This window comes from Xanthomonas sp. WHRI 6106 (genome assembly GCF_040202405.1).
In the GTDB taxonomy this organism is placed as follows: Bacteria; Pseudomonadota; Gammaproteobacteria; order Xanthomonadales; family Xanthomonadaceae; genus Xanthomonas; species Xanthomonas cannabis.
Genome location: NZ_JBEGFC010000003.1, coordinates 1 through 21,460 on the forward strand (window position 1 = coordinate 1; position 21,460 = coordinate 21,460).

Annotated in this window: 20 protein-coding genes; 12 read left to right on the plus strand and 8 right to left on the minus strand. The window is 65.7% G+C overall.

Annotated features, from left to right (window positions below; genetic code table 11):
* Positions 1-449: 449 nt before the first annotated feature.
* Positions 450-3,650 (minus strand): bifunctional proline dehydrogenase/L-glutamate gamma-semialdehyde dehydrogenase PutA, encoded by a 3,201-nt coding sequence (putA, locus tag ABQZ09_RS05565; protein WP_349776354.1) that lies wholly within the window; start codon positions 3,648-3,650, stop codon positions 450-452.
* A gap of 276 nt (positions 3,651-3,926) precedes the next feature.
* On the opposite strand from putA, the gene ABQZ09_RS05570 reads away from it, so the two are divergent.
* Genes ABQZ09_RS05570 through ABQZ09_RS05595 form a run of 6 tightly spaced genes read left to right on the plus strand, consistent with a single transcriptional unit; the run spans position 3,927 to position 8,687 of the window.
* Positions 3,927-4,403: a DUF2244 domain-containing protein gene (locus ABQZ09_RS05570; protein WP_228334745.1), complete on the plus strand. Its 477-nt coding sequence runs from the start codon at positions 3,927-3,929 to the stop codon at positions 4,401-4,403.
* 16 nt (positions 4,404-4,419) lie between these two features.
* On the plus strand, positions 4,420-5,370 hold the full coding sequence (gene coxB, locus ABQZ09_RS05575) for a cytochrome c oxidase subunit II (protein WP_184391044.1): 951 nt from the start codon (positions 4,420-4,422) through the stop codon (positions 5,368-5,370).
* 41 nt (positions 5,371-5,411) lie between these two features.
* Positions 5,412-7,016, plus strand: coding sequence for a cytochrome c oxidase subunit I (ctaD, locus tag ABQZ09_RS05580; protein WP_039408685.1), 1,605 nt, complete (start codon positions 5,412-5,414; stop codon positions 7,014-7,016).
* A 19-nt stretch (positions 7,017-7,035) separates the two neighbouring features.
* A complete protein-coding gene (locus ABQZ09_RS05585) occupies positions 7,036-7,170 on the plus strand; it encodes a hypothetical protein (RefSeq protein ID WP_008577456.1) in 135 nt (44 codons plus the stop codon).
* Complete coding sequence (locus ABQZ09_RS05590) at positions 7,167-7,775, plus strand: cytochrome c oxidase assembly protein (RefSeq protein WP_349776355.1); 609 nt, start codon at positions 7,167-7,169, stop codon at positions 7,773-7,775. The genes ABQZ09_RS05585 and ABQZ09_RS05590 overlap by 4 nt, the downstream gene beginning before the upstream one ends.
* Before the next feature lie 36 nt (positions 7,776-7,811).
* A complete protein-coding gene (locus ABQZ09_RS05595; protein WP_039564424.1) occupies positions 7,812-8,687 on the plus strand; it encodes a cytochrome c oxidase subunit 3 in 876 nt (291 codons plus the stop codon).
* 94 nt (positions 8,688-8,781) lie between these two features.
* Here the strand turns inward: ABQZ09_RS05595 and ABQZ09_RS05600 are convergent, their stop codons facing one another.
* On the minus strand, positions 8,782-9,000 hold the full coding sequence (locus ABQZ09_RS05600) for a twin transmembrane helix small protein (RefSeq protein ID WP_104543860.1): 219 nt from the start codon (positions 8,998-9,000) through the stop codon (positions 8,782-8,784).
* 60 nt (positions 9,001-9,060) lie between these two features.
* Between ABQZ09_RS05600 and ABQZ09_RS05605 the strand changes: the two genes are divergently transcribed.
* The 4 genes from ABQZ09_RS05605 to cyoE are packed head-to-tail and all read left to right on the plus strand — an operon-like array spanning position 9,061 to position 12,457.
* Positions 9,061-9,786, plus strand: a complete 726-nt coding sequence (locus ABQZ09_RS05605) for an SURF1 family protein (RefSeq protein ID WP_349776356.1) — start codon at positions 9,061-9,063, stop codon at positions 9,784-9,786.
* Positions 9,787-9,813: 27 nt separating this feature from the next.
* On the plus strand, positions 9,814-10,389 hold the full coding sequence (locus ABQZ09_RS05610; RefSeq protein ID WP_228314763.1) for a redox-active disulfide-containing membrane protein: 576 nt from the start codon (positions 9,814-9,816) through the stop codon (positions 10,387-10,389).
* Between the two features lie 5 nt (positions 10,390-10,394).
* Complete coding sequence (locus ABQZ09_RS05615) at positions 10,395-11,558, plus strand: COX15/CtaA family protein (RefSeq protein ID WP_039408698.1); 1,164 nt, start codon at positions 10,395-10,397, stop codon at positions 11,556-11,558.
* A 2-nt stretch (positions 11,559-11,560) separates the two neighbouring features.
* On the plus strand, positions 11,561-12,457 hold the full coding sequence (cyoE, locus tag ABQZ09_RS05620; protein WP_039408661.1) for a heme o synthase: 897 nt from the start codon (positions 11,561-11,563) through the stop codon (positions 12,455-12,457).
* 63 nt (positions 12,458-12,520) lie between these two features.
* Here cyoE and ABQZ09_RS05625 read toward each other — a convergent pair whose 3' ends face one another.
* The 6 genes from ABQZ09_RS05625 to rpsU form a co-directional block, all read right to left on the minus strand.
* Positions 12,521-14,101, minus strand: coding sequence for a thioredoxin family protein (locus ABQZ09_RS05625; RefSeq protein ID WP_349776357.1), 1,581 nt, complete (start codon positions 14,099-14,101; stop codon positions 12,521-12,523).
* A 153-nt stretch (positions 14,102-14,254) separates the two neighbouring features.
* Positions 14,255-15,256 carry a bile acid:sodium symporter gene (locus ABQZ09_RS05630; protein ID WP_179456307.1) on the minus strand — a complete coding sequence of 334 codons (1,002 nt, stop codon included), beginning with the start codon at positions 15,254-15,256 and terminating at the stop codon, positions 14,255-14,257.
* Between the two features lie 152 nt (positions 15,257-15,408).
* On the minus strand, positions 15,409-17,157 hold the full coding sequence (dnaG, locus tag ABQZ09_RS05635) for a DNA primase (protein WP_039408652.1): 1,749 nt from the start codon (positions 17,155-17,157) through the stop codon (positions 15,409-15,411).
* 92 nt (positions 17,158-17,249) lie between these two features.
* A complete protein-coding gene (locus ABQZ09_RS05640) occupies positions 17,250-18,206 on the minus strand; it encodes a YihY/virulence factor BrkB family protein (protein WP_104581268.1) in 957 nt (318 codons plus the stop codon).
* A 516-nt stretch (positions 18,207-18,722) separates the two neighbouring features.
* Positions 18,723-19,169 (minus strand): GatB/YqeY domain-containing protein, encoded by a 447-nt coding sequence (locus ABQZ09_RS05645; RefSeq protein WP_039408646.1) that lies wholly within the window; start codon positions 19,167-19,169, stop codon positions 18,723-18,725.
* A gap of 226 nt (positions 19,170-19,395) precedes the next feature.
* Entirely contained in the window at positions 19,396-19,611 is a 216-nt protein-coding gene (rpsU, locus tag ABQZ09_RS05650) for a 30S ribosomal protein S21 (RefSeq protein ID WP_002808376.1), read from the minus strand.
* Positions 19,612-19,891: 280 nt separating this feature from the next.
* Between rpsU and tsaD the strand changes: the two genes are divergently transcribed.
* Positions 19,892-20,956, plus strand: coding sequence for a tRNA (adenosine(37)-N6)-threonylcarbamoyltransferase complex transferase subunit TsaD (tsaD, locus tag ABQZ09_RS05655; RefSeq protein ID WP_349776358.1), 1,065 nt, complete (start codon positions 19,892-19,894; stop codon positions 20,954-20,956).
* A gap of 73 nt (positions 20,957-21,029) precedes the next feature.
* Positions 21,030-21,386 (plus strand): dihydroneopterin aldolase, encoded by a 357-nt coding sequence (gene folB / locus ABQZ09_RS05660; protein ID WP_039408607.1) that lies wholly within the window; start codon positions 21,030-21,032, stop codon positions 21,384-21,386.
* The last annotated feature ends 74 nt before the right edge of the window (positions 21,387-21,460 follow it).

The following is a 21,460-nucleotide window of genomic DNA, read 5'->3' on the forward strand; positions in this document are numbered from 1 at the left end:
TGAGTTTGTAGCGCACTACGGCAGCTGCGACATGTGAGCCATCAAGTCGACGCCGCAGCGTCCAACGGACGCCTGATCGCCCGTGCATCGCCCTCCGCGCCTACCGCAGCCCGCCGCTTGTTTGCCGCGGCCATCTCTCTAGCTAGATAGAGGCAGTTGCAGCAAGTTGATACGCATCTACGATGCTTCGTCCGGTGCGCGACATCCGCTAAAACAGCGACAGCCGCCTCCGCGGGCACCAAAGCGGCTGATGTTGAAAGGCGGCGCTAAGCAACGTCGGGCATCGCGCCTGGATCAATGCAGCGCTTGTTGGCACTATCGGTGTCTGCCGGTGCCTGACCGAGTTCGACGGCGGAGCGGGTTTTGATCAGTCAATCGGAGTCCACGCCGCCACGCGCGCACAAAAAACCCCGCACCAGGCGGGGTTTTTGTGTGGGGCTTTTTTTTGATCAATCGCCCAGGGTCAGTAACGATGCATTACCACCTGCTGCGGTGGTATTCACGGTGACGACCTTTTCGGTCGCAAAGCGCAGCAGGTAATGCGGGCCGCCGGCCTTGGGGCCGGTACCTGACAGGCCTTGGCCCCCGAACGGCTGGACGCCGACGACGGCGCCGATCTGGTTGCGGTTGACATAGACGTTGCCGACTGCAACCCGCGAGGTGATGCGCTCGATGGTCTCATCAATGCGCGAATGCACGCCCAGGGTCAGGCCGTAACCAGTCGCGTTGATCTGATCGATGACAGCATCGAGTTGGTCGGCCTTCCAGCGGATGACATGCAAGACCGGCCCGAAAATCTCGCGTTGCAGCTGGGCCAGCGAGCCCAGCTCGTAGGCGCGCGGGGCGAAGAAGCTGCCGTGGGCGGTAGCGTCATCCAGCTTGGTACTTCCGATCAGGCGCGCCTCACGGTCCATGCGTGCTGCGTGATCGTCGAGGATCCTGAGCGCATCGGCGTCGATCACCGGTCCAACGTCGGTTGAGAGCAGGCCGGGGTCGCCGATCTTCAGCTCGCCCATGGCACCGGCCAGCATGGTCATGACCTTGTCGGCGATGTCGTCCTGGACGAACAGGACGCGTGCGGCCGAGCAACGCTGTCCAGCTGAGATGAACGCGCTGGAAATGGCGTCTTTCACCACGGCTTCGGGCAGCGAGGAGGAATCGGCAATAAAGGCGTTCTGCCCGCCGGTCTCGGCAATCAACACGCCGATGGCCGCATCGCGCGCGGCCAGGGTGCGATTGATGATGCGCGCGGTCTCGGTGGAGCCGGTGAATGCCACGCCAGCCACCCGGGGGTCGTTGGTCAGGGCTGCACCCACGGTGGCGCCATCTCCAGGCAGGAACTGCACTGCGGCTTCCGGGACCCCAGCGTCGTGCAGCAACTTCACTGCCGCATAGCCGATCAGATTGGTCTGTTCGGCGGGCTTGGCGATCACGCTGTTGCCGGCCGCCAACGCGGCCGCCACCTGGCCGAGGAAGATCGCGAGCGGGAAATTCCAGGGACTGATGCAGACGAAGACGCCGCGGCCATGCAATTGCAGCTCGTTGGATTCACCGGTCGGTCCGGGCAGGCGTTCGGGCGCGCCGAATTGCGCGCGCGCCTGGCCGGCGTAGTAACGCAAGAAGTCGACCGCCTCACGCACTTCGGCCACGGCATCGGGCAGGGTCTTGCCCGCTTCCTTGACGCAGATGGCCATGAACTCGGGCATGCGCGCTTCCAGCAGGTCGGCGGCGTGCTCCAGGATGGTGGCGCGGCTGGCTGCGGGCGTGCGGTTCCACCCGGGTTGTGCAGCCGCGGCCGCAGCAAGTGCCTTCTGTACCGTGGCCGGATCGGCTGGCTGCCAGTGACCCACCGTCTCGCGGCGATCTGCGGGATTGAGCACGGCTTCGCGCGGCGTGCTCATTACCGCACCGGGAACCAGTGGTGCGGCTGTCCATGGCTTGATTGCGGCGTTGAGTTGCTCGGCCAGCTGCCGCAGATCGTTGTCGTTGGCGAGGTTGGCGCCCATGGAGTTTTTCCTGTTCTGGTTCTGGCTGCGCAGCAGATCGGTCGGCAGCGGGATCTTTGGATGCGGGATGGATGCGAACGACGCGACAGCCTCGACCGGATCGCGGATCAGGTCTTCGATGGCAACGTCTTCATCGGTAATCCGATTGACGAAGCTGGAGTTAGCGCCGTTCTCGAGCAGGCGACGGACCAGGTAAGGCAGCAGATCCTCGTGCGAGCCGACCGGCGCGTACACACGGCACGGCAGGCCCAGGCGATCGGCCGGGATCACTTCGGCATACAGGTCGTCGCCCATGCCGTGCAGCTTCTGGTGCTCGTAGGTCTTGCCGGCGGAAATGGCGCGCACGGCGGCAATCGTCTGCGCGTTATGCGTGGCGAACATCGGGTACAGCGCGTCGCTATGCGCAAACATGCGACGTGCGCAGGCCAGGTAGGACACGTCGGTGTTCTGCTTGCGGGTAAACACGGGATAGCCGGGGTGCCCCTCGATCTGGGCGCGCTTGATCTCCGCATCCCAGTACGCGCCCTTGACCAGCCGTACCGGGATGCGGCGCCCGACACGACGCGCCAGGTCGGCCAGGAAATCGATCGTGTACGGCGTGCGTTTCTGATACGCCTGCACCGCCAGGCCATACCCTTCCCAGCCCTCCAGCGACGGGTCGGAGAAGGTAGCTTCGATGATGTCCAGCGACAGCTCCAGACGGTCGGCCTCTTCGGCGTCGACGGTGTAGCCGATGCCGAAGGACTTGGCCAGCTGCGCGAGTTCCAGCACGCCGGGCACCAGTTCGGCCATGACACGCGCGCGCTTGGCGTGTTCGTAGCGCGGGTAGAGCGCGGAAAGCTTGATGGAGATGCTGGGAGCGGCGAACACATCGGTGCCGACAAAGCTGCCGCTGCGGCCGATCGCATGGATGGCATCGCGATATGCCTGCAGGTAGCGCTGTGCATCCTTCATGGTGAGTGCGCCTTCGCCGAGCATGTCGAACGAATAGCGGTAGTCGGCGTTGTCGCCCTTGCGCGAACGCGACAGCGCCTCGCCGATGGTGCGGCCCATGACGAACTGGTGGCCCATGATCTTCATTGCCTGGCGCACTGCCAGGCGGATCACCGGCTCGCCGACGCGGCCGATCAAGCGCTTGAAGGCACCGGGCACATCGGCGCGGGTGAGGTCGTTGAGCTGCACCAGCCTGCCGGTCAGCATCAGTCCCCAGGTCGAAGCATTGACCAGCACCGAATCGCTGCCGCCCATGTGCTTTTTCCAGTCCGCATCGCCGAGCTTGTCGCGGATCAGCTTGTCTGCGGTCTCCTGGTCCGGAATGCGCAGCAGCGCTTCGGCGACGCACATGAGCAGCACGCCTTCCTCGCTGCCGAGATCGTACTGCCGCATGAAGGCTTCGATCGCGCCCTGGTCCTGCGCACGTGCACGCACGCGGGTGACCAGATCGGCGGCCAGCGCCTGCACCTTGGCCTGCTCGGCGGCGGGCAGGCGCGCCTGGTCGAGCAGTTCGCGTACATGTTCGGTCTCGTCCTTGAGCCAGGCAGCGGTGATGGCGGCGCGCAAGGCGCCGGATGCGGCCGGCAATTCCGGCGCGAGCAGCGGATGTGGAACGGCGGCGGAGGCAAGTGGGTCGAGCTGAGCGTTCATGCGAAAGATGCCTGGAGATCCATGCCCATTCTAGAGAGCGAAGGCGCGCGCGCACTTGTGTGGAAGCGGCAGCTTTCCCGCCGTTTTGTGCAGGTCGCCATCGCCTGTGACGGCAGGCCCAGTCCTCGGGTTGTGCCGTCGCGGGTTTTCGGAAGTGATTGATTTACGCGTGTTTTTAGCTGCACTGCAGCAAATTTTTGATCGCCGGAAATGCTTGCCGCATGCGTTCGCGCGGGTCTACCATCGGGCTGTTCCCGCAGTCCGCTGCGTGTTGCCATGATCGAAGTACTGCCGTTGATGTCCGAAGGGGTCGGGACGCAATTGCGGTTGCGGCCTCCGCGGGCGCTGTCGGCCAGGCAGTTCGTGATGCTGTTTGCGGTGCTGGCAGGAACGATGTGGTTGTTTGCGGGCCTGGGGTGGTGGACCGGCAATGCATTCGCGCCGGTATTCGCCCTGTTGCACAGTGGTGTGGTGGCGCTGGCGCTACGTCAGTTGTGGCGAAGTGGCGAGCGCGAAGAAGCGATCCGGGTGGGGGAGACCGTCGTTGAGGTGTTTCCGTCCGGACAGGCGCCACCAGCGTTTCAGGCACATCCGCACTGGGTGCGGCTATGCATGGAGCGCGACGACAGGGTGCTGCTGGTGAGCAGCGGCAGGCAGATCGAGATCGGAAGCTTTCTCGGGCCGGCCGAACGTGTGGAACTGGCAGATACGCTGAAACGCTTGCTCGCGGCCGCCAATGGCCGTCACCGATGACGTAAGGGTCTAGGCAATGACGCAACGCAGCAGCTGGAAGTCGACGTATTCACGCTTTGGCCTGGCGATGGCGGCGCTGTCGTGCGCACCCGCCGTGTGGGCGCAGTCGGCCGATCCGAAGGAGTGGCAGCTCAATATGGGGCGCGGTGTCACCCAGACTGCGCGCATGGCCTACGAGGCGCACATGGTGGCGCTGTGGGTGTGCGTGGTGATCGGCGCGCTGGTGTTCGCGGCGATGGGCTATGCGATGTTCAAGTTCCGCAAGTCCAAGGGGGCCGTCGCTGCGCAGTTCAGTCACAACACGCAGGCCGAAGTATTGTGGACCGTGATTCCGGTGCTGGTGCTGATTGCGATGGCGTGGCCGGCGACCGCCAAGTTGATTGCGATGTACGACACCCGCGAATCGGAAATGACCGTCAAGGTGACCGGTTACCAGTGGATGTGGAAGTACGAATATCTGGGCCAGGGGGTGGAATTCACCAGCCGCCTGGCGCGTGAGTCGGACCGCATCCGCCAGAGCGGCGAGCGGCCCACAGTCGCTTCGCAGCCGCACTACCTGTTGGACGTCGACAATCGGCTGGTGCTGCCAGTCAACACCAAGATCCGCTTTGTCATCACCGCCGACGACGTGATTCATGCCTGGTGGGTGCCGGCGCTTGGCTGGAAGCAGGATGCGATCCCGGGCATCGTCAACGAGGCCTGGACCAATATCGAGCAACCGGGCGTGTATCGCGGCCAGTGCGCCGAATTGTGCGGCAAGGATCATGGCTTCATGCCCATCGTGGTCGAGGCGTTGCCCAAGGCCGAATTCCAGCGTTGGCTAGCGGCGCGCCGCGCTGCTGGTACCGCACCCGCGGCGGCGCCCGTGCCCGCGGGCGCCCCGGCACCAGCGGCCGCCCCTGCTGGTGAAGCCGCGCCTGCCGCAGCGCCGGCAGCGCAACCTGCCGCACCGACCGCCGCTCTCTAACACCGCTCGCAACCGCACCGCTTCGCAGAGGCCGTTCCGTCATGGCGCACACCGCAGTCGATCACCACGGACACCACCAGCCCGGCTTCGTCGAGCGCTGGTTCTTTTCGACCAATCACAAGGACATCGGCACGCTGTACCTGCTGTTTTCCTTCGTGATGTTCATCATCGGCGCGGCGATGAGCGTGGTGATCCGCGCCGAACTGATGCAACCCGGGTTGCAGTTCGTCAAGCCGGAATTCTTCAACCAGATGACCACCGTGCATGCGTTGGTGATGATCTTCGGCGGCGTGATGCCGGCGTTCGTCGGTCTGGCCAACTGGATGATCCCGCTGCAGATCGGCGCGCCGGACATGGCGCTGCCGCGCATGAACAACTGGTCGTTCTGGCTGCTGCCCGTCGCCTTTACCCTGCTGTTGCTGACGCTGTTTTTGCCGGGTGGTGCGCCAGCCGGTGGCTGGACCTTGTATCCGCCGCTGTCGCTGCAGGGCGGCTACAACGTGGCCTTCAGCGTGTTTGCGATCCACGTGGCCGGTGTCAGTTCGATCATGGGCGCGATCAACATCATCGCCACCGTGCTCAATATGCGTGCGCCGGGCATCGATCTGCTGAAGATGCCGATCTTCTGCTGGGCCTGGCTGATCACCGCCTTCCTGCTGATTGCGGTGATGCCGGTACTGGCCGGTGCGGTGACCATGTTGCTGACCGACAAGTTCTTCGGCACCAGCTTCTTCAACGCGGCCGGCGGCGGCGACCCAGTGATGTACCAGCACATCTTCTGGTTCTTCGGGCACCCGGAGGTCTACATCATGATCCTGCCGGCGTTCGGCGTGGTCAGCGAAATCATTCCTACCTTCAGCCGCAAGCCGCTGTTCGGGTACCAGGCGATGGTGTATGCGATCGCGGCGATCGCGTTCCTGAGCTTCATCGTGTGGGCGCACCACATGTTCACGGTGGGCATGCCGCTGGGCGGCGAGATCTATTTCATGTTCGCCACCATGCTGATCTCCATTCCGACCGGAGTGAAGGTGTTCAACTGGGTCAGCACGATGTGGAAGGGCTCGCTGACGTTCGAATCGCCGATGCTGTGGGCAGTGGCGTTCGTGATCCTCTTCAGTATCGGTGGGTTCTCCGGTCTGATGCTGGCAATCGTTCCGGCCGACTTCCAGTATCACGACACCTATTTCGTGGTCGCGCATTTCCACTACGTGCTGGTGACCGGCGCGGTGTTCGCGTTGATCGCGGCGGTGTACTACTGGTGGCCGAAATGGACCGGCCGGATGTACAACGAGACCTGGGCCAAGGTGCATTTCTGGTGGACGATGATTTTCGTCAACCTGTTGTTCTTCCCGCAGCACTTCCTGGGCCTGGCCGGCATGCCGCGGCGTATTCCCGATTACAACGTGGTGTTTGCCGACTGGAACCTGGTCAGCTCGATCGGTGCGTTCGGCATGTTCGCCACCCCGTTCCTGATGGCGGCGATCTTGTTCGCTTCGCTGCGCAGCGGTGCCCGCGCCGATGCGCGTGCGTGGGAAGGTGCCAAGGGGCTGGAATGGACGGTGCCATCGCCGGCGCCGGCGCATACCTTCACCGTGCCGCCGGTGATCAAGCCTGGAGATCTTGCGCATGAAGACATCGGTCACTGACTCTGCATCGGAGCCGGCGGTGACGCGCCTGCTGTCGGCTGCCGAACGACAGGCGCAGCAACGCCGTGCCGTGCGACGGACTGCCATCACGGTGGGGATCATCGCGTTGCTGATCTACGCGGGCTTCATCGCGTCGGGAGTCATCGGGCGATGAATGCGCGCGTGCCAGCACCTGCGCCAACAGCGGGCTTGTTCAAGCTCCTCGGCGTGGTGCTGGGCGTATTCGTGCTGACCTTCTCGTTGGTGCCGCTGTACCGCATCGCCTGCGAGAAGGTGTTCGGTATCCGCATGGAGCGTGCGCCGGGCAGTACGCGCGCGAGTGCTGCTGGCGCAGGTGGTGCAGTGGCGGTGCCGGGCAGGCGCACGGTGCGCGTGGAGTTCGATGCGGGGGTCAACTCGAAGTTGCCGTGGACCTTCCATCCCGAGCAGATGACGATGGATGTGGTGCCCGGCGAACTCAACGAGGCGTTGTATTTCGCGCGCAACGACAGCAAGCGGGCGGTGGTCGGCAGCGCGGTGCCGTCGGTGGCGCCTGCGCGTGCGTCCGGGTATTTCAACAAGACCGAATGTTTCTGCTTTACCGCGCAAACCCTGCAGGCCGGTGAAACGCGCGACATGCCGCTGCGGTTCATCGTCGACCCTGCGTTGCCGCCGGAAGTCACCACGATCACCTTGTCGTACACGTTCTACCGCAACGACGCGCTGACTTCGCAATTGCCGGGCGGCGGCGCATCCGCTGCGCCGCGCGCGGCGCCGTAACCTTCATCCACCGCTCCACGACACGGAAGCAACGCCATGGCCGATCACAGTCCCAACGCCGATGCGTATTTCGTCCCGACGCAAAGCAAATGGCCCTTTGTCGGCTCGATTGCGATGTTCGTGATGATGATTGGCGTGGCCAGTTGGCTCAACGATGCGGCCTGGGGACGCTGGACCTTTTTCGTCGGCATGGCGATGTTGCTGGCGACCTTGTTCATGTGGTTTGGCGATGTCATTCGCGAGTCCAACGCCGGCAACTACAACCGCCAGGTGGACGGTTCGTTCCGCATGGGAATGGTGTGGTTCATTTTTTCCGAGGTGATGTTCTTTGGCGCCTTCTTCGGCGCCTTGTTCTACACACGCGTGCTGACGCTGCCCTGGTTGGGTGGCGAAGGCGATGGCGTGATGACCAATGAGTTGTTGTGGAACGGCTACTCCGCTGCATGGCCGACCAACGGCCCGGGCACGATCGGCGGGCAATTCCAGACCATTCCGGCCTGGGGCCTGCCGCTGATCAATACGCTGATCCTGCTGAGCTCCGGCGTGACCTTGACCATCGCCCATCACGCACTCAAAGGTGGGCGGCGTGGGGCGCTGTTGCTGTGGCTGGGCCTGACCGTGCTGCTGGGCTGCGTGTTCCTGTTCCTGCAGGCCGAGGAATACATCCACGCCTATACCGAACTCAATCTCACGCTGGGTTCGGGCATCTACGGCTCGACCTTCTTCATGCTCACCGGATTCCACGGCATGCACGTGCTGCTGGGCACGATCATGCTGGCGGTGATGTGGCTGCGCGCCGCCAAGGGACACTTCAGCCGCGACAACCATTTCGCATTCGAAGCGGCTGCCTGGTACTGGCACTTCGTCGACGTGGTGTGGCTGGCGCTGTTCCTGTTCGTGTATGTACTTTGAGGGCGGCGATTGGGGATTGGTGATTCGGGATTCGTAAAAGCGGCAGGCTTTAGTTTTTACGAATCCCCAATGCCGAATCGCCAATCCCGGCTCCTCAGCGGCCGACGCCATGCGGCTTGATCCAGCCGGTGTAGATGCCGATGATCACGATGGCGATCAATGCGACCGATAAGCCGATGCGCCAGGTGAGTGCGTTGACGGTGCGCTTGGTCTGGCCGCGGTCGGTCAACAGGTAGTAGAGACCGGCACCCAGGTTCCACAGGATCACGATCAGGAAGGCGACAATCAGCAGCGTCTTGAGCGAATCGTTCACAGCAGCCCCGGGAGTCGTCGGCGTGGTGTGGGCATTGCACGCCTTTTTGCGCCGCTTGTCATGACGCGCAAGCACACCGCCGCGATCGGGTGGGTGCTGGCGCTGCTGCTGAGTGCCGGATTCGCAGCGCTCGGGCAGTGGCAGCTGCAACGCATGCACGGCAAGGAAGCACTGCTGGAACGTGCCGCGCATGTCCGCGAAAGGCCGCTGACCCTGCGCCAGGCCGTGCAGGCTCAGCCCGGGTTGTGCTGGGTAAGCGGTCGGGTGCGGTTTTTGCCGGCGCAGGTGTTGCTGGACAACCAGTTACATGCGGGGCGTGCCGGCCTGCGCGTCTATCAGCTGGCCGCAGTGGAGGGCACCGCCAGCACGCTGCTGGTCGATCTGGGCTGGCTGCCGCTGCGGGCCGATCGGCAGTTGCCGCCCATCGCGGCACATGAGGGTGTGCAGGCAGTGCAGGGTCTGTTGAGCGCGCCGCCATCGGCGGGCCTGGCCATCGGTCCTGCACTGGCGCCCACCGCGACAGCGCACACCTGGCTGGCCACGCGCCTGGATACGCAGGCGCTGCGCGATGCGTTGGGCAGGCGCGACATTTCGTCGCAGGTCCTGCGCCTGGATCCGGCGTTGCCGGTGGGCTACGTGCGCGATCTGGACGTGCTGCCAAACACGCTGCCACCCGCGCGGCACTTGGGTTACGCGGTGCAATGGTTCGGGTTGGCGGCTGCCGTGCTGGCCACGGCCACGCTGCTGACATGGCGTGCGCGACGCCGCCGTCGGCGCGGGCACTAACGCCTGCGGCATGAGAAAATCGCCGCCATGACCTCTTCTACATCGGCCACGCCGCACTCGGTCAAACGCGGCCGCAGGATGCTGATTGCCCTGGCAGTGCTGTTCTTCGGCTCGATGTTGCTGGCCGGCGTGCTGCGCTTCTCCGGTTGGCAGCCAGCGGCGATGCGCAACAATGGCGAACTGCTGCATCCGCCTGCCGACCTGCGGGCGATGACGCCGTTGCGTGCGGACGGGCAGCCGTACCTGTGGGCGCCGGGCGAGCGCATCTGGCGGATTGCGCTGGCACCGCCGGCAGATTGTGCGCAGCGCTGCGTGGCGCTGGCCGCCGAGCTGGACAAGGTGTGGCAATTGCTCGGGCATCGCGCCGACAAGGTCGAGGTGCTGTGGATCGGCGCGCCACCGGCTGGCCTGCCGCCGATGCCCGCCCTGCGTGAACTGCGCAATGACGCGGGCTTGCGGCAAGCGCTGCCGCGCGCCAACGATGTCGCCGGCGTGCCGGTGTATGTGATCGACCCCAATGGCTTCGTGATCCTGCGCTATGCCCCCGGGTTCGCCCCGGCCGGCTTGCGCGCGGATCTGGTCAAGCTGCTGAAACTGATGTGAGCCCGATGAATCTGTTTGCGCCACCGGCGTTGTTCCGCCACTTCCACCGCATGGCCTGGCTGGCGGCGTTGTTCACCGCGAGCACGATCCTGTTCGGGTCATTCGTGCGCCTGTCCGATGCCGGCATGAGTTGCCCGGACTGGCCGACCTGCTACGGCCGCGTGACCTGGCCGCAGACCACCGACGAAGCCAACACCCACGTGGCCAGCAAGATCCGCCCGCTGGAATCGCACAAGGCCTGGCGTGAGCAGGTGCACCGCTTCCTGGCCGGTGCGCTGGGTGTGGAGGTGCTGGTGCTGTCGCTGCTGGCCGCGCGCCGACGTCGCATGGGCATCGCCCAGGTGGTCTCGGCCGCGGTGCTGGTGGCGCTGTCGATCCCGTTGTACATGTCCGGCTGGCACATCCCGGCGATGGGCGTGGCGATTGCCGGTGAGGCGATCCTGCTGCTGGCGGCCCTGCGCTGGAGCAATATCGATCTGGCGCGCGCGGCCGTGCTGACGCTGGCGGTGGTGATCTTCCAGGCGCTGCTGGGCATGTGGACGGTGACTTTGCTGCTCAAGCCCATCGTGGTGATGGGCCATCTGCTCGGCGGCATGCTGATGTTTTCGCTGCTGGTGTGGATGGCGTGGCGCGCAACGCACCTGCCGATCACGTTGGCCGACGCGTCGCGCTTGAAATGGCTGCTGCGCCTGGGTGTGGCAGTGCTGGGCCTGCAGATCGCGCTGGGCGGCTGGGTCAGTGCCAACTATGCGGCGCTGGCCTGCGGTGGCGGAAGCTGGTCGGCCGACAACTTCCCGCGCTGTGTCAGCCAATGGTGGCCACCGCATGACTTCCGCGAGGGCTTCACGCTGTGGCGCGGCATCGGCGTGGATTACGAAGGCGGCGTGCTCGATGGCGCGGCGCGGATTGCCATCCAGATGGCGCACCGGCTATGGGCGATTGCGACCGCGCTGTACCTGTGGTGGCTGGCGTGGCGTCTGTCGCGCTCGCCGGGGATGCGGGTGTGGGCCAGCGCGCTGGCGGTGCTGGTGGCCGTGCAGGTGACGCTGGGCATGCTCAACGTCAAGCTGGCGCTGCCACTGGAAGTGTCGGTGCTGCACAACGGCGGCGCAGTGGCCTTGCTGTTCGTGCTGGTGTCGCTGCTGGCGCGGCTGCGCGCGCCGGAGTGAGCATGGCTGTCAGTGCACGCGATTACTGGGATCTGACCAAGCCAAAGGTGGTGGCACTGATCGTGTTCACCGCGTTGGTCGGCATGTTCCTGGCCATTCCCGGCTTGCCCACCTGGGCGCAGGTGCGTGCCGGAACGTTGGGTTTTCTCGGCATCTGGCTTGCCGCCTCGGCGGCAGCGGCGATCAACCAGCTGCTCGATGCCAAGATCGATGCACAGATGGCGCGCACCTCGTGGCGGCCGCTGGTGGTGGGCAAGGTGCGGCCGTGGCAGGTGCTGGTCTTCGCCGGCGTGCTGATCGTGATCTCCATGACCATTCTGGTGGTGTGGGTGAACGTCATCACTGCGGTGCTGACCTTTGCGTCGATGATCGGTTACGCGGTGATCTACACCGTCTACCTGAAGCGGGCGACCTCGCAGAACATCGTGATCGGCGGGCTGGCGGGTGCCACGCCGCCGATGCTGGGCTGGGCGGCGGTGACCGGGCTGCCGACGAGCGCCGACTGGATCAACTCCGCGTTGCTGGTGCTGATCATCTTCATCTGGACGCCGCCGCATTTCTGGGCGCTGGCGATCTTCCGGCGCGCCGATTACGCCAAGGCCGCGATTCCGATGTTGCCGGTGACCCACGGCGTGCCGCACACGCGCAAGCAGATCCTGGTCTACACGGTGCTGCTGGCCATCGTGACTCTGCTGCCGGTGGCGGTGGGCATGAGCGGGGTGTTCTATCTCGGCGGGGCGGTGGTGCTCAACGCGGTGTTCCTCTGGTATGCGTGGCGCATGCTGGACCCACCGGACGAGCTGTTTTCGATGAAGATGTTCGGGTATTCCATCGTCTACCTGATGGCGCTGTTCGCGTTTCTGATGGTCGATCACCTGCTGCTGCCCTGGGTGCGCTAAAGGGCATGCGCCAGGCCTGCAGCCTGCCTGCGGCAGGCAGCAGGCTGTTGCAGGCGTCCGCTCTCAGCTCAGCCAGCCGGCGCAGTCGCTGGCATTCTTGCTGTCGCAGCTGGACTGCATCTTCTTCTGCAACCTGGCCAGGACCGCGCTGCCGTCCCGGTGGTGCTGCTTGCTCCAGCCTTTCAGGGCAGCGGCGAGCGTGTCGAACCGTTGCCGGGTTCGTTGGCGGTAGCCATCCGGCTGCCCGGCCAGCTCGCCGATCACCTGCGTGGCGGCGGTTTCGATGGCTGCCGTGTCGTCCGGGCTGAGCCGGATCAGCCCATCGACATACTGCACGCCCCATTGCACGCGGGTGGCCGGGCCCTGCGCGCCCTCATAGGCCTTCCTGAGCCATGCCAGCGCGGTTTTCTTGTCGCCACGGTGTTCGGCCAGATCTGCCAGTTCGGGCATGTAGTAGTACGGCGTCCGGGTCCGCGAGAGCTCTGCCAGCAGCAGCTGCTCGGCGCCGCTGTGGTCGCCCACCTCGCTCAACAGGGCCGCAGCCGTGCTGATGGTGGACTGACGTTCTTCATCGGTCCTGGCGGTTTCGCTGGCCCACTGCACGCGCTGGCGAACGGTATCGACGAGCTCCTGCGGAAGCGGCGGCGGATCTTTGGGCTCGGTCTCGGTTGGCTGGCCCTGCGCCAGGCGGGCCAGCTGGATGCGTGCGAACGCGGTGCCGAGCCTGTCGGAGACCGGCAGCGAGGGGTCGGCGTAGGCCTTGTCCAGGGCGTTGACCACCTCAGCGGACAGGGTGGCGCGTTCGCCGGCATCGGCGCTGGCGGCAGCGACCAGGCGTGCCGGCATGTAGTTCAGCGTGCCGAGATTGGCGCGCACCTCTGCCGGATCGGCCAGCACCGACTCGAGCAACGTGCGATAGCCCGGAGCGGGGGCGGGCGGGTCCTTGGCGGCAGTGAGTGCCGCCAGCGCAAAGCTGCGCTGCAGCGCCGGCTGTGGCGCCACCTTGGACAACCGGGTCAGCACGTCCGCTGCCTCCTCGCGCTTGAGCAGACGGTCGTCAGTGCCCCAGGCGTAGTTGCCGAGCACCGACCAGTCGTCTGGAGTCAGGGTCTGTGGCGCATGCAGTGCGGTGTCCAGCAGCTGTCTGGCGGTACTCGTGCTGCGGGCAGCCACGCGCAATACGTCGACCAGGCGGGCAGTGTCGGCGTCGCCGGCCAGGCGGGTGATCTCGCTGCGGTCAGGGCGCAGCACGATGATGGTGGGATAGCCCTTGATGCCGAAACGCTCGCCCCAGGCCTGCGCGCCTTCCGAATCGCCATCCAGGTGCACGGCAACGAATTGTTGGGTGCGCGCAATGAACGCCGGGTCCTTGAACAAGGTGGCCTTGAGGCGATTGCAGGGCGGGCACCAGGCTGCGCCCCAGTACAGCAGGACCGGCTTGCCGCTCTCCCTGGCCTCGGCGAAGGCATCGTCCACGTCGCCCTCGCGCCAGGCGATGCTGGACGCGGGAACAGGCGTTGCGGCTGCCTTGGGCGCTGTCGCCGGTGCCGCCGGGGGCGCGGGCTTGTTGCAGCCGGCCAGGAGCGCCAGCGCTGCCAGCAGCGCGGTCGCGCGCGGGGAAGGGCGTGGGAACGACAACGTCATGGCAGTCACCGTGGGGTTGGCAAATGTCGATCGCCTACGCTAGCGCACGCTGACGCGTGGGCGTCATAACCGTTGTATCTGTGCTGACAACCGGCAGCAGCCGGCCAGGCGAACCGGTGTCATGCAATGCGCAGTGGGCCACGCCCACCATCCTCAATGATGGCCGGCCTGGCCCTGCGCGGCGTCCGGCGCGGTACGCGCATAGCGGGCGGCCACGAAGGCGCACACGATCAGCTGCAACTGGTGGTAGAGCATGATCGGCAGCACGATGGCTCCCAGACCGCCGCCGGCAAACATCACCTTGGCCATCGGCACGCCGGTGGCCAGGCTCTTTTTCGAGCCGCAGAAGACGATGGCGATTTCGTCCGCGCGGTTGAAGCGCAGGCGCCGTGCGATGAAGGTGATCGACAGCATCGCCACCGCCAGCAGCAGCGCGGCGGCGCCCAGGACGGCGAGCAATGCCGGTAGCGGGGTCTTCTGCCACAGCCCTTCATTCACCGATGCACTGAAGGCGGTGTAGACCACCAGCAGGATGGTGCCCTGATCGGTGTAGCGCAGTACGGCGCGATGCCGCTCGACCCAGCCACCGATCCACGGGCGCAGGAAATGGCCGGCCAGAAACGGCACCAGCAACTGCAGCAGGATCTTGCCGATGGCTTCGGCGGGATGCGCCATGGCCCCTTGGCTGCCGACCAGCGCGCCCATCAGCAAGGGCGTGAAGAACACGCCCAGCAGGCTGGACAGCGAGGCCGCACAGACCGCGGCGGGCACATTGCCGCGCGCCATCGAGGTGAAGGCGATCGACGATTGCACCGTGGACGGCAACGCGCACAGGAACAGCACGCCGATGTACAGCTCCGGCGTCAGCGCAAGATGTGCCAACGGCTTGAACAGCAGCCCCAGTAGCGGAAACAGCACAAACGTGCAGGCCAGGATCACCAGATGCAGCCGCCAGTGCAGCGCGCCGGCCTTGACCGCTTCGCGCGACAACCGCGCGCCATGCAGGAAGAACAGCGCGGCGATGGCCACATCGGTGACATCGTCCATGACCGCCGCGGCCGTGCCCGAGACCGGGAGGAACGAGGCGAGCGTGACCGTGCACAGCAGCGCGAGGGTGAACGGATCAATGCGCAACCGCGCCAGCAGCTTCTTCATCGAGGTGGGAGGTGTCGCGCGATCACGCGCCTGGAGCGGGCCATTCTACGACGCGTGCGGGCGCAGCCTGTGTCGCCGCGTCAGCATCGTCTACGCGCGCCAGTGCAGTGATGCGCCCTGCGTCGCCTGCCGCGACGCCGGCAGCCACGACATCACAGTGCGGCGAGCGCCTTGAGCAACTCGCGCATTTCGTATTTATCGGTGTGGTCCAGGCCTTGCGCGCGCTGTTTGGCCTGCAGTTCTTCCACCCGCTGACGCAGCAATTGCTTGTCGAGCTGGGCAACGACGTCGTGCAGTTCGATCGCCCAGCTGTGCTCGTCGCCGGGCAGCTCCTGCGCGGCCAGTTTCTGCAGGGCCGGCAGCTCGTCGCGGTCGGTGAAATGCTCCAGCAGCGCTCCGGTGCTGATTTCCGGGCGTTGCCGCACCAGCGCCAGCAGCTCCATCAACAACTCGATGCCGGGCAGGCGCAGGCCGGAAAAATCGTGGTCGCCTTCCAGGCTCATCGCCAGCGATGGTTGCTGCAGCAGGATCGCGATCGATGCACGCACCAGGCTGCGTTTCTGCGTGGGGGCCACCATGCGCGCGGGTGGCCGCGCTTTGGCCGGGGATTGTTGCGCAGCGGTGCTCGCGCCAACGCCGGTCATGCGCGCCAGTTCCTGCTTCATCAGATCGCCGAATGCGCCTTCCGGGATCTGCGCCAGCATCGGACGTGCGCGTTCGGCCAGGCGTGCCTTGCCGTCCAGCGTGTGCAGGTTGATCTCGCGCGACATCTCGTCGAAGAAGAACTGCGACAGCGGGGTGGCCTGTTTCAGGCGCTGATCGAAGGCCTGCGCGCCTTCCTTGCGCACGATGGTGTCGGGGTCCTCGCCATCGGGCAGGAACAGGAAGAACGCCTGGCGGCCGTCCTTCATGCGCGGCAGCACCGATTCGAGCGCACGCCAGCCGGCCTTGCGCCCGGCGTTGTCGCCGTCGAAACAGAAGTACACATCCGGCGCGTTGCGGAACAGCAGCTCGGCATGTTCGGGCGTGGTGGCGGTGCCCAGCGTGGCCACCGCCTGGGTGACGCCGAACTGGAACAGCGAGACCACGTCCATGTAGCCCTCGACCACGATCAGCCGTTCGATCTTCTGATTGGCCTGGCGCACCTGCCACAGGCCATACAGCTCGCGGCCCTTGTGGAATAGTGCGGTTTCCGGCGAGTTGAGGTACTTCGGGCCCGGGTCGCGGCCGTCGGCCGGCGCGCCCATGATGCGGCCGCCGAAGGCGATCACGCGGCCGCGGCGGTCGAAGATCGGGAACATCACCCGGTCGCGGAACTTGTCGTAGACGTGGCCGCGATCGTTCTTGGAAAACAGCCCGGCGCGTTCGAGCACGCTCATGCGTCGCGCATCGGTGCCCAGGGTGTCCTTCAAAGCGCTGTAGCCGTCGGGGGCGTAGCCGATCTGGAAGCGTGCCTGGTTGTCGGCATCCACGCCGCGCCCGTCCAGGTAATCGCGGGCGCGGTCGCTGCCTTCGAGCTGGCGCTGAAAGAACTTGGTGGCCGCTTCCAGTGCCGAATACAGCTCGCGGCTGTCGTCCTGCTGTTGCGGCGTGCGCTGCTGGGTGTCGCGCGGGATGTCCATGCCGGCACGCTTGGCCAGCTCGTCGACCGCATCGAGAAACTCGAGGCGGTCGTAATTCATCAGAAAACTAATGGCAGTGCCGTGCGCGCCGCAGCCGAAGCAGTGGTAGAACTGCTTGGTGGGCGAGACCGTGAACGACGCCGAGCGCTCGTCATGGAACGGGCAGCGCGCCGAGTATTCCTTGCCCTGGCGCTTGAGCGGCACCCGGCCGCCCACCACCTCGACGATGTCGGTGCGTGCGAGCAGTTCGTCGATAAATGCGTCGGGGATGCGGGCCATCCCGCTAGGATATCCCAGCAGCTGGCACCGGCTGGCGCCAGCGGTCTACCGGTGGCGCAGCAGTCAGGCGTGAGGCAGCGTGCGGCGCGGTCTCAGGGGCGTGGCGCTGCCTGTGGCGGGTTCGGCGGCACCACGGCATCCGGCGTTGCAATGACCTGCGGCGGATGCTCCGGGTCGACCCCCGCCTCGCGCAGCTTGCGATGCGAGCGCACGCGCTCGTCGATCACCGCGGTCAGCAATGCGCCGACGAAGAACACCACCGAGGCGTAGTACATCCACACCAGCAGGATCACCAGCGTGCCCATCGACCCGTAGGCGCTGCCGGGCGCTGCCTTGGCGATGTACACGCCGATGGCATAGCGGCCCAGCGCAAACAACAAGGCCGTGATGACGCCACCGACAAAGGCCTGTCGCCAGTTCACGGTGCGATCGGGCAGGTAGCGATACAGGAACGCAAAGGCCAGCGAGTACAGCGCCAGCGTGGTGACATACCCCACCGCAGGCAGCACCGAGGGCAGCCGCGCGAACACCACCTGCAATGCGGTGGTCGCAATCATCGACACGATCAACAGGAAGCCCAGCGCCAGGATCACGCCGAACGAAAAGACGCGCTTCTTCAGCCACGCCATGAGCCCTTCCAGGCGCTGCTTGTCGGTACGGAAGATCAGGTTCAGGGCGTTCTGCAGCTGCGCGAATACCGCAGTTGCACCGACGAACAGCAACAGCGTGCTCCACAGACCCGCCAACGATCCGACCCCGGGTTGATCGGTGGCGTTGCGGATCACCGTATCGGCCACCTCGGCGGCGCTGCCGCCGGCCAATTGCGCGATCTGCTGCACCAGCGCTTCCTGCGCCGGCGGATACAGCGATGCGGTCAGCCACAACAGCAGCACCAGCAGCGGTGCCAGCGACAACAAGGCATAGAACGACAGCGACGCGGCCTGCGTCATCACGTCGATTTCGAGAAAGCGATTGAGCAGCGCCATCGGCAGACTGCGTTGCAGGCGGCCCAGATGTTTCTGCAGGTGTTCGGTCGAGAGCTTCGTCACCGGCGAGGGTCCTTGAGGCAGACGGTCATGCGCACAGAGGTCGTCAGGCAGTCCCGGGTGCGGCATGCCTCGCCCGCGTCTGCGCTGGCGACCCGTTCTAACAGGGCACTATCGAAGGTCTGGTGAAAGCGCCGGCAGTGGTGTTGCTGTGGGCGTACGCAAGCATGCCTGATACCTGCCTGTTGCACGTCGCGGCTGTGGCGCGTGCAGACGGCAGCGTCGATCCGCTGCACTGCGCCTGCACTGTCGCGATGGGGCGGCTCTGGATGAGCCGTGATGGAGTCTGCAAGCGATCTGCGCAACGCTGCACGTTGCCGCGGGGCAACACTGCGCTGTGCCTGCCGGTGGACTGCGCGCAGGTTGCCGGCACTCAGCTACAACGGCACGTGCATCAGCTGCAGAGGTGCACTGCGCATCACGCCTTGCGCATCAATTGCAGACGCACCCTGCAACCGTCCGGCGAATGTCGCGGCGATCGTGCCGTGTCGCGGCCGAACGACCACGACACGGCATGGCTCAGCCGGCCAGCTGTTGCTTGACCAGCGTGGAGACCAGGCCCATGTCGGCCTGTCCGGCGAGCTTGGGCTTGAGCGCACCCATCAGCTTGCCGATATCGGCCGGGCTGCTGGCGCCGGTTTCGGCGATGGCGGCCTGGATGGCCGCCACGATCTCGGCTTCGCCCATCTTGGCCGGCAGGTAACGCTCGATCACCACGATTTCCTCGCGCTCGATCTGCGCCAGGTCTTCGCGCGCGGCGCCTTCGTATTGGGTGACCGAGTCCTTGCGCTGTTTGACCATCTTGTCGAGCACGGCGATGACGGCGGCATCGTCCATCTCGATGCGCTCGTCCACTTCCTTCTGCTTGATCGCGGCGTTGATCAGCCGGATCACGCCCAAGCTGTGCTTGTCGCCGGACTTCATCGCGGCCTTCATGTCATCGGTGAGCTGCTGCTTGAGGGGCATGGGGTGACTCCTGGGTGGCAGGTGAGAGGTGTCGACGCGTGCTGTCGGGCGCCTGCGTCGGCATAGAGGGAATGGGGCGGCGGCGTCTGGTCCGGCGCTGAGTACCTGGCGGGACGGCTGCAGGCCAATACAAAAAGCCGGCGACGCTTGCGCGTGCCGGCTCTTGGGTTCAATCCCGCTGGGCCGCGCCTACAGCGCATGCCCGGCGGCAAGGAACCGCGTTCGATCAGTACAAGCGCTGGCGCTTGGTGACGTCGCGCGAGGAACGACGCAGCTGACGCTTCACGGCAGCGGCAGCCTTGCGCTTACGCTCCTGGGTCGGCTTTTCATAGAACTCGCGCTTGCGGGTCTCGGCCAGCACGCCGGCCTTTTCGCAGGTGCGCTTGAAACGGCGGAGCGCAAATTCGAAGGGCTCGTTCTCGCGGACTTTAACGCTGGGCATGTGTTCTCCAGAAAATGGGATTTCCGTCCGGGAGCCCCGGGCGGGTGCGAGCGGACTCGCGTGACGGAATTTCCGGGTTGCCCCGGCGAGCCGCGCATTATAACGACTTGCAAGCGGCCTGCAAGCCCCGGGTGAAAATTGCCGGGAACGGTGCGGCAGAGCGTGCGTCGGCGCGCGTTTCCCGGCAGCCGACGCGGCGGCTGCGCACCTGCGGGTCGGCGCATCTGCGCAACCCAAAAGCTGCGAAAATGCGGGCCTGTTCCTTGTCTGCCGAGTTGCCGTGAAAGTCCTTGGGATCGAATCATCGTGCGATGAGACCGGCGTGGCGGTCTATGACACTGCCTTGTCCGGCGTGCCGGCGCTGCGCGCCCACGCGGTCTACAGCCAGATTGCGCTGCATGCCGAGTATGGCGGCGTGGTGCCGGAGCTGGCCAGCCGCGACCACGTGCGCAAGCTGCTGCCGCTGATCCGCCAGACCCTGGGTGAGGCCGGGCTGCGGATCGACGAACTGGATGGCGTGGCCTACACGGCCGGGCCGGGGTTGGTCGGCGCGCTGCTGGTCGGTGCCGGGGTGGCGCGGTCGCTGGCCTGGGCGCTGGACGTGCCGGCGATCGGCGTGCATCACATGGAAGGTCATCTGCTGGCGCCGCTGATGGAAGACGACCCACCGCAGCCGCCGTTCGTGGCCTTGCTGGTGTCGGGCGGGCATACCCAATTGGTGTCGGTGAAGGCGCTGGGCAGCTACGAGGTGCTGGGCGAGACGCTGGACGATGCGGCCGGCGAGGCCTTCGACAAGACCGCCAAGATGATGGGCCTGCCGTATCCCGGTGGCCCGCAGCTGGCGGCGCTGGCCGAAACCGGCACGCCGGGGCGCTACAGGTTTGCGCGGCCGATGACCGACCGGCCCGGGCTGGATTTCAGTTTCAGCGGGCTCAAGACCCAGGTGCTGCTGGCCTGGCGCAACAGCGATCAGTCAGACACTACCCGGGCGGACATCGCGCGCGGCTTCGAGGACGCGGTGGTGGAGACGCTGGCCATCAAATGCCTGCGCGCGCTGGATGCGGCCGGCTGCGACACCCTGGTGGTGGCCGGCGGGGTGGGCGCCAACAAGCGCCTGCGTGCGCAGCTGCAGGAGGCCGCGCAGCGCCGCGGGGGCAGGGTCTGCTTCCCGCGCCCGGCCTTGTGCACCGACAACGGCGCCATGATCGCCTTCGCCGGCGCGCTGCGCCTGGAGGCCGGCGAACGGGCCGACGCGGCGGTGCAGGTGACGCCGCGTTGGGATATGGCGAGCTTGCCGCTGTTGGCGGCGGCGCGGGATTCGGGAGTGGGGATTGGGGATTCGTAGAAGCTAGCCCTTTCACCTGCTTTCTGTTGCGCTCTTGCGAATCCCGACTCCCCAATCCCAAATCTCGGCTCCCATGGATAAAGTGTTTATTGAAGGTCTCGACATCGATGCGCTGATCGGCATCTACGATTGGGAGCGGCGCATTCGCCAGACGCTGCGGTTCGATCTGGAGATGGGGTTCGACAACCGCATCCCGGCTGCCAGCGACGACATCGCCGACACGCTGAACTACAAGGCGGTGAGCAAGCGGCTGATCGAGTTCGTGCAGGCGTCGGATTTCGGGCTGGTCGAAACCCTGGCCGAGCGCTGCGCGGCGATCGTGCTGGACGAATTCGGCGTGCAGTGGCTGCGGCTGAAGCTGAGCAAGCCCGGTGCTGTGCGCGGGGCGCAGGCAGTGGGCGTGATCATCGAGCGGGGACGCGCCGCCTGAGTGTCGCGAACCGCCCACCTGGCTTGCATGCCTGGATCCCGGAGTATCGAAGGTTGCGGCGGACCAGGCGCTGC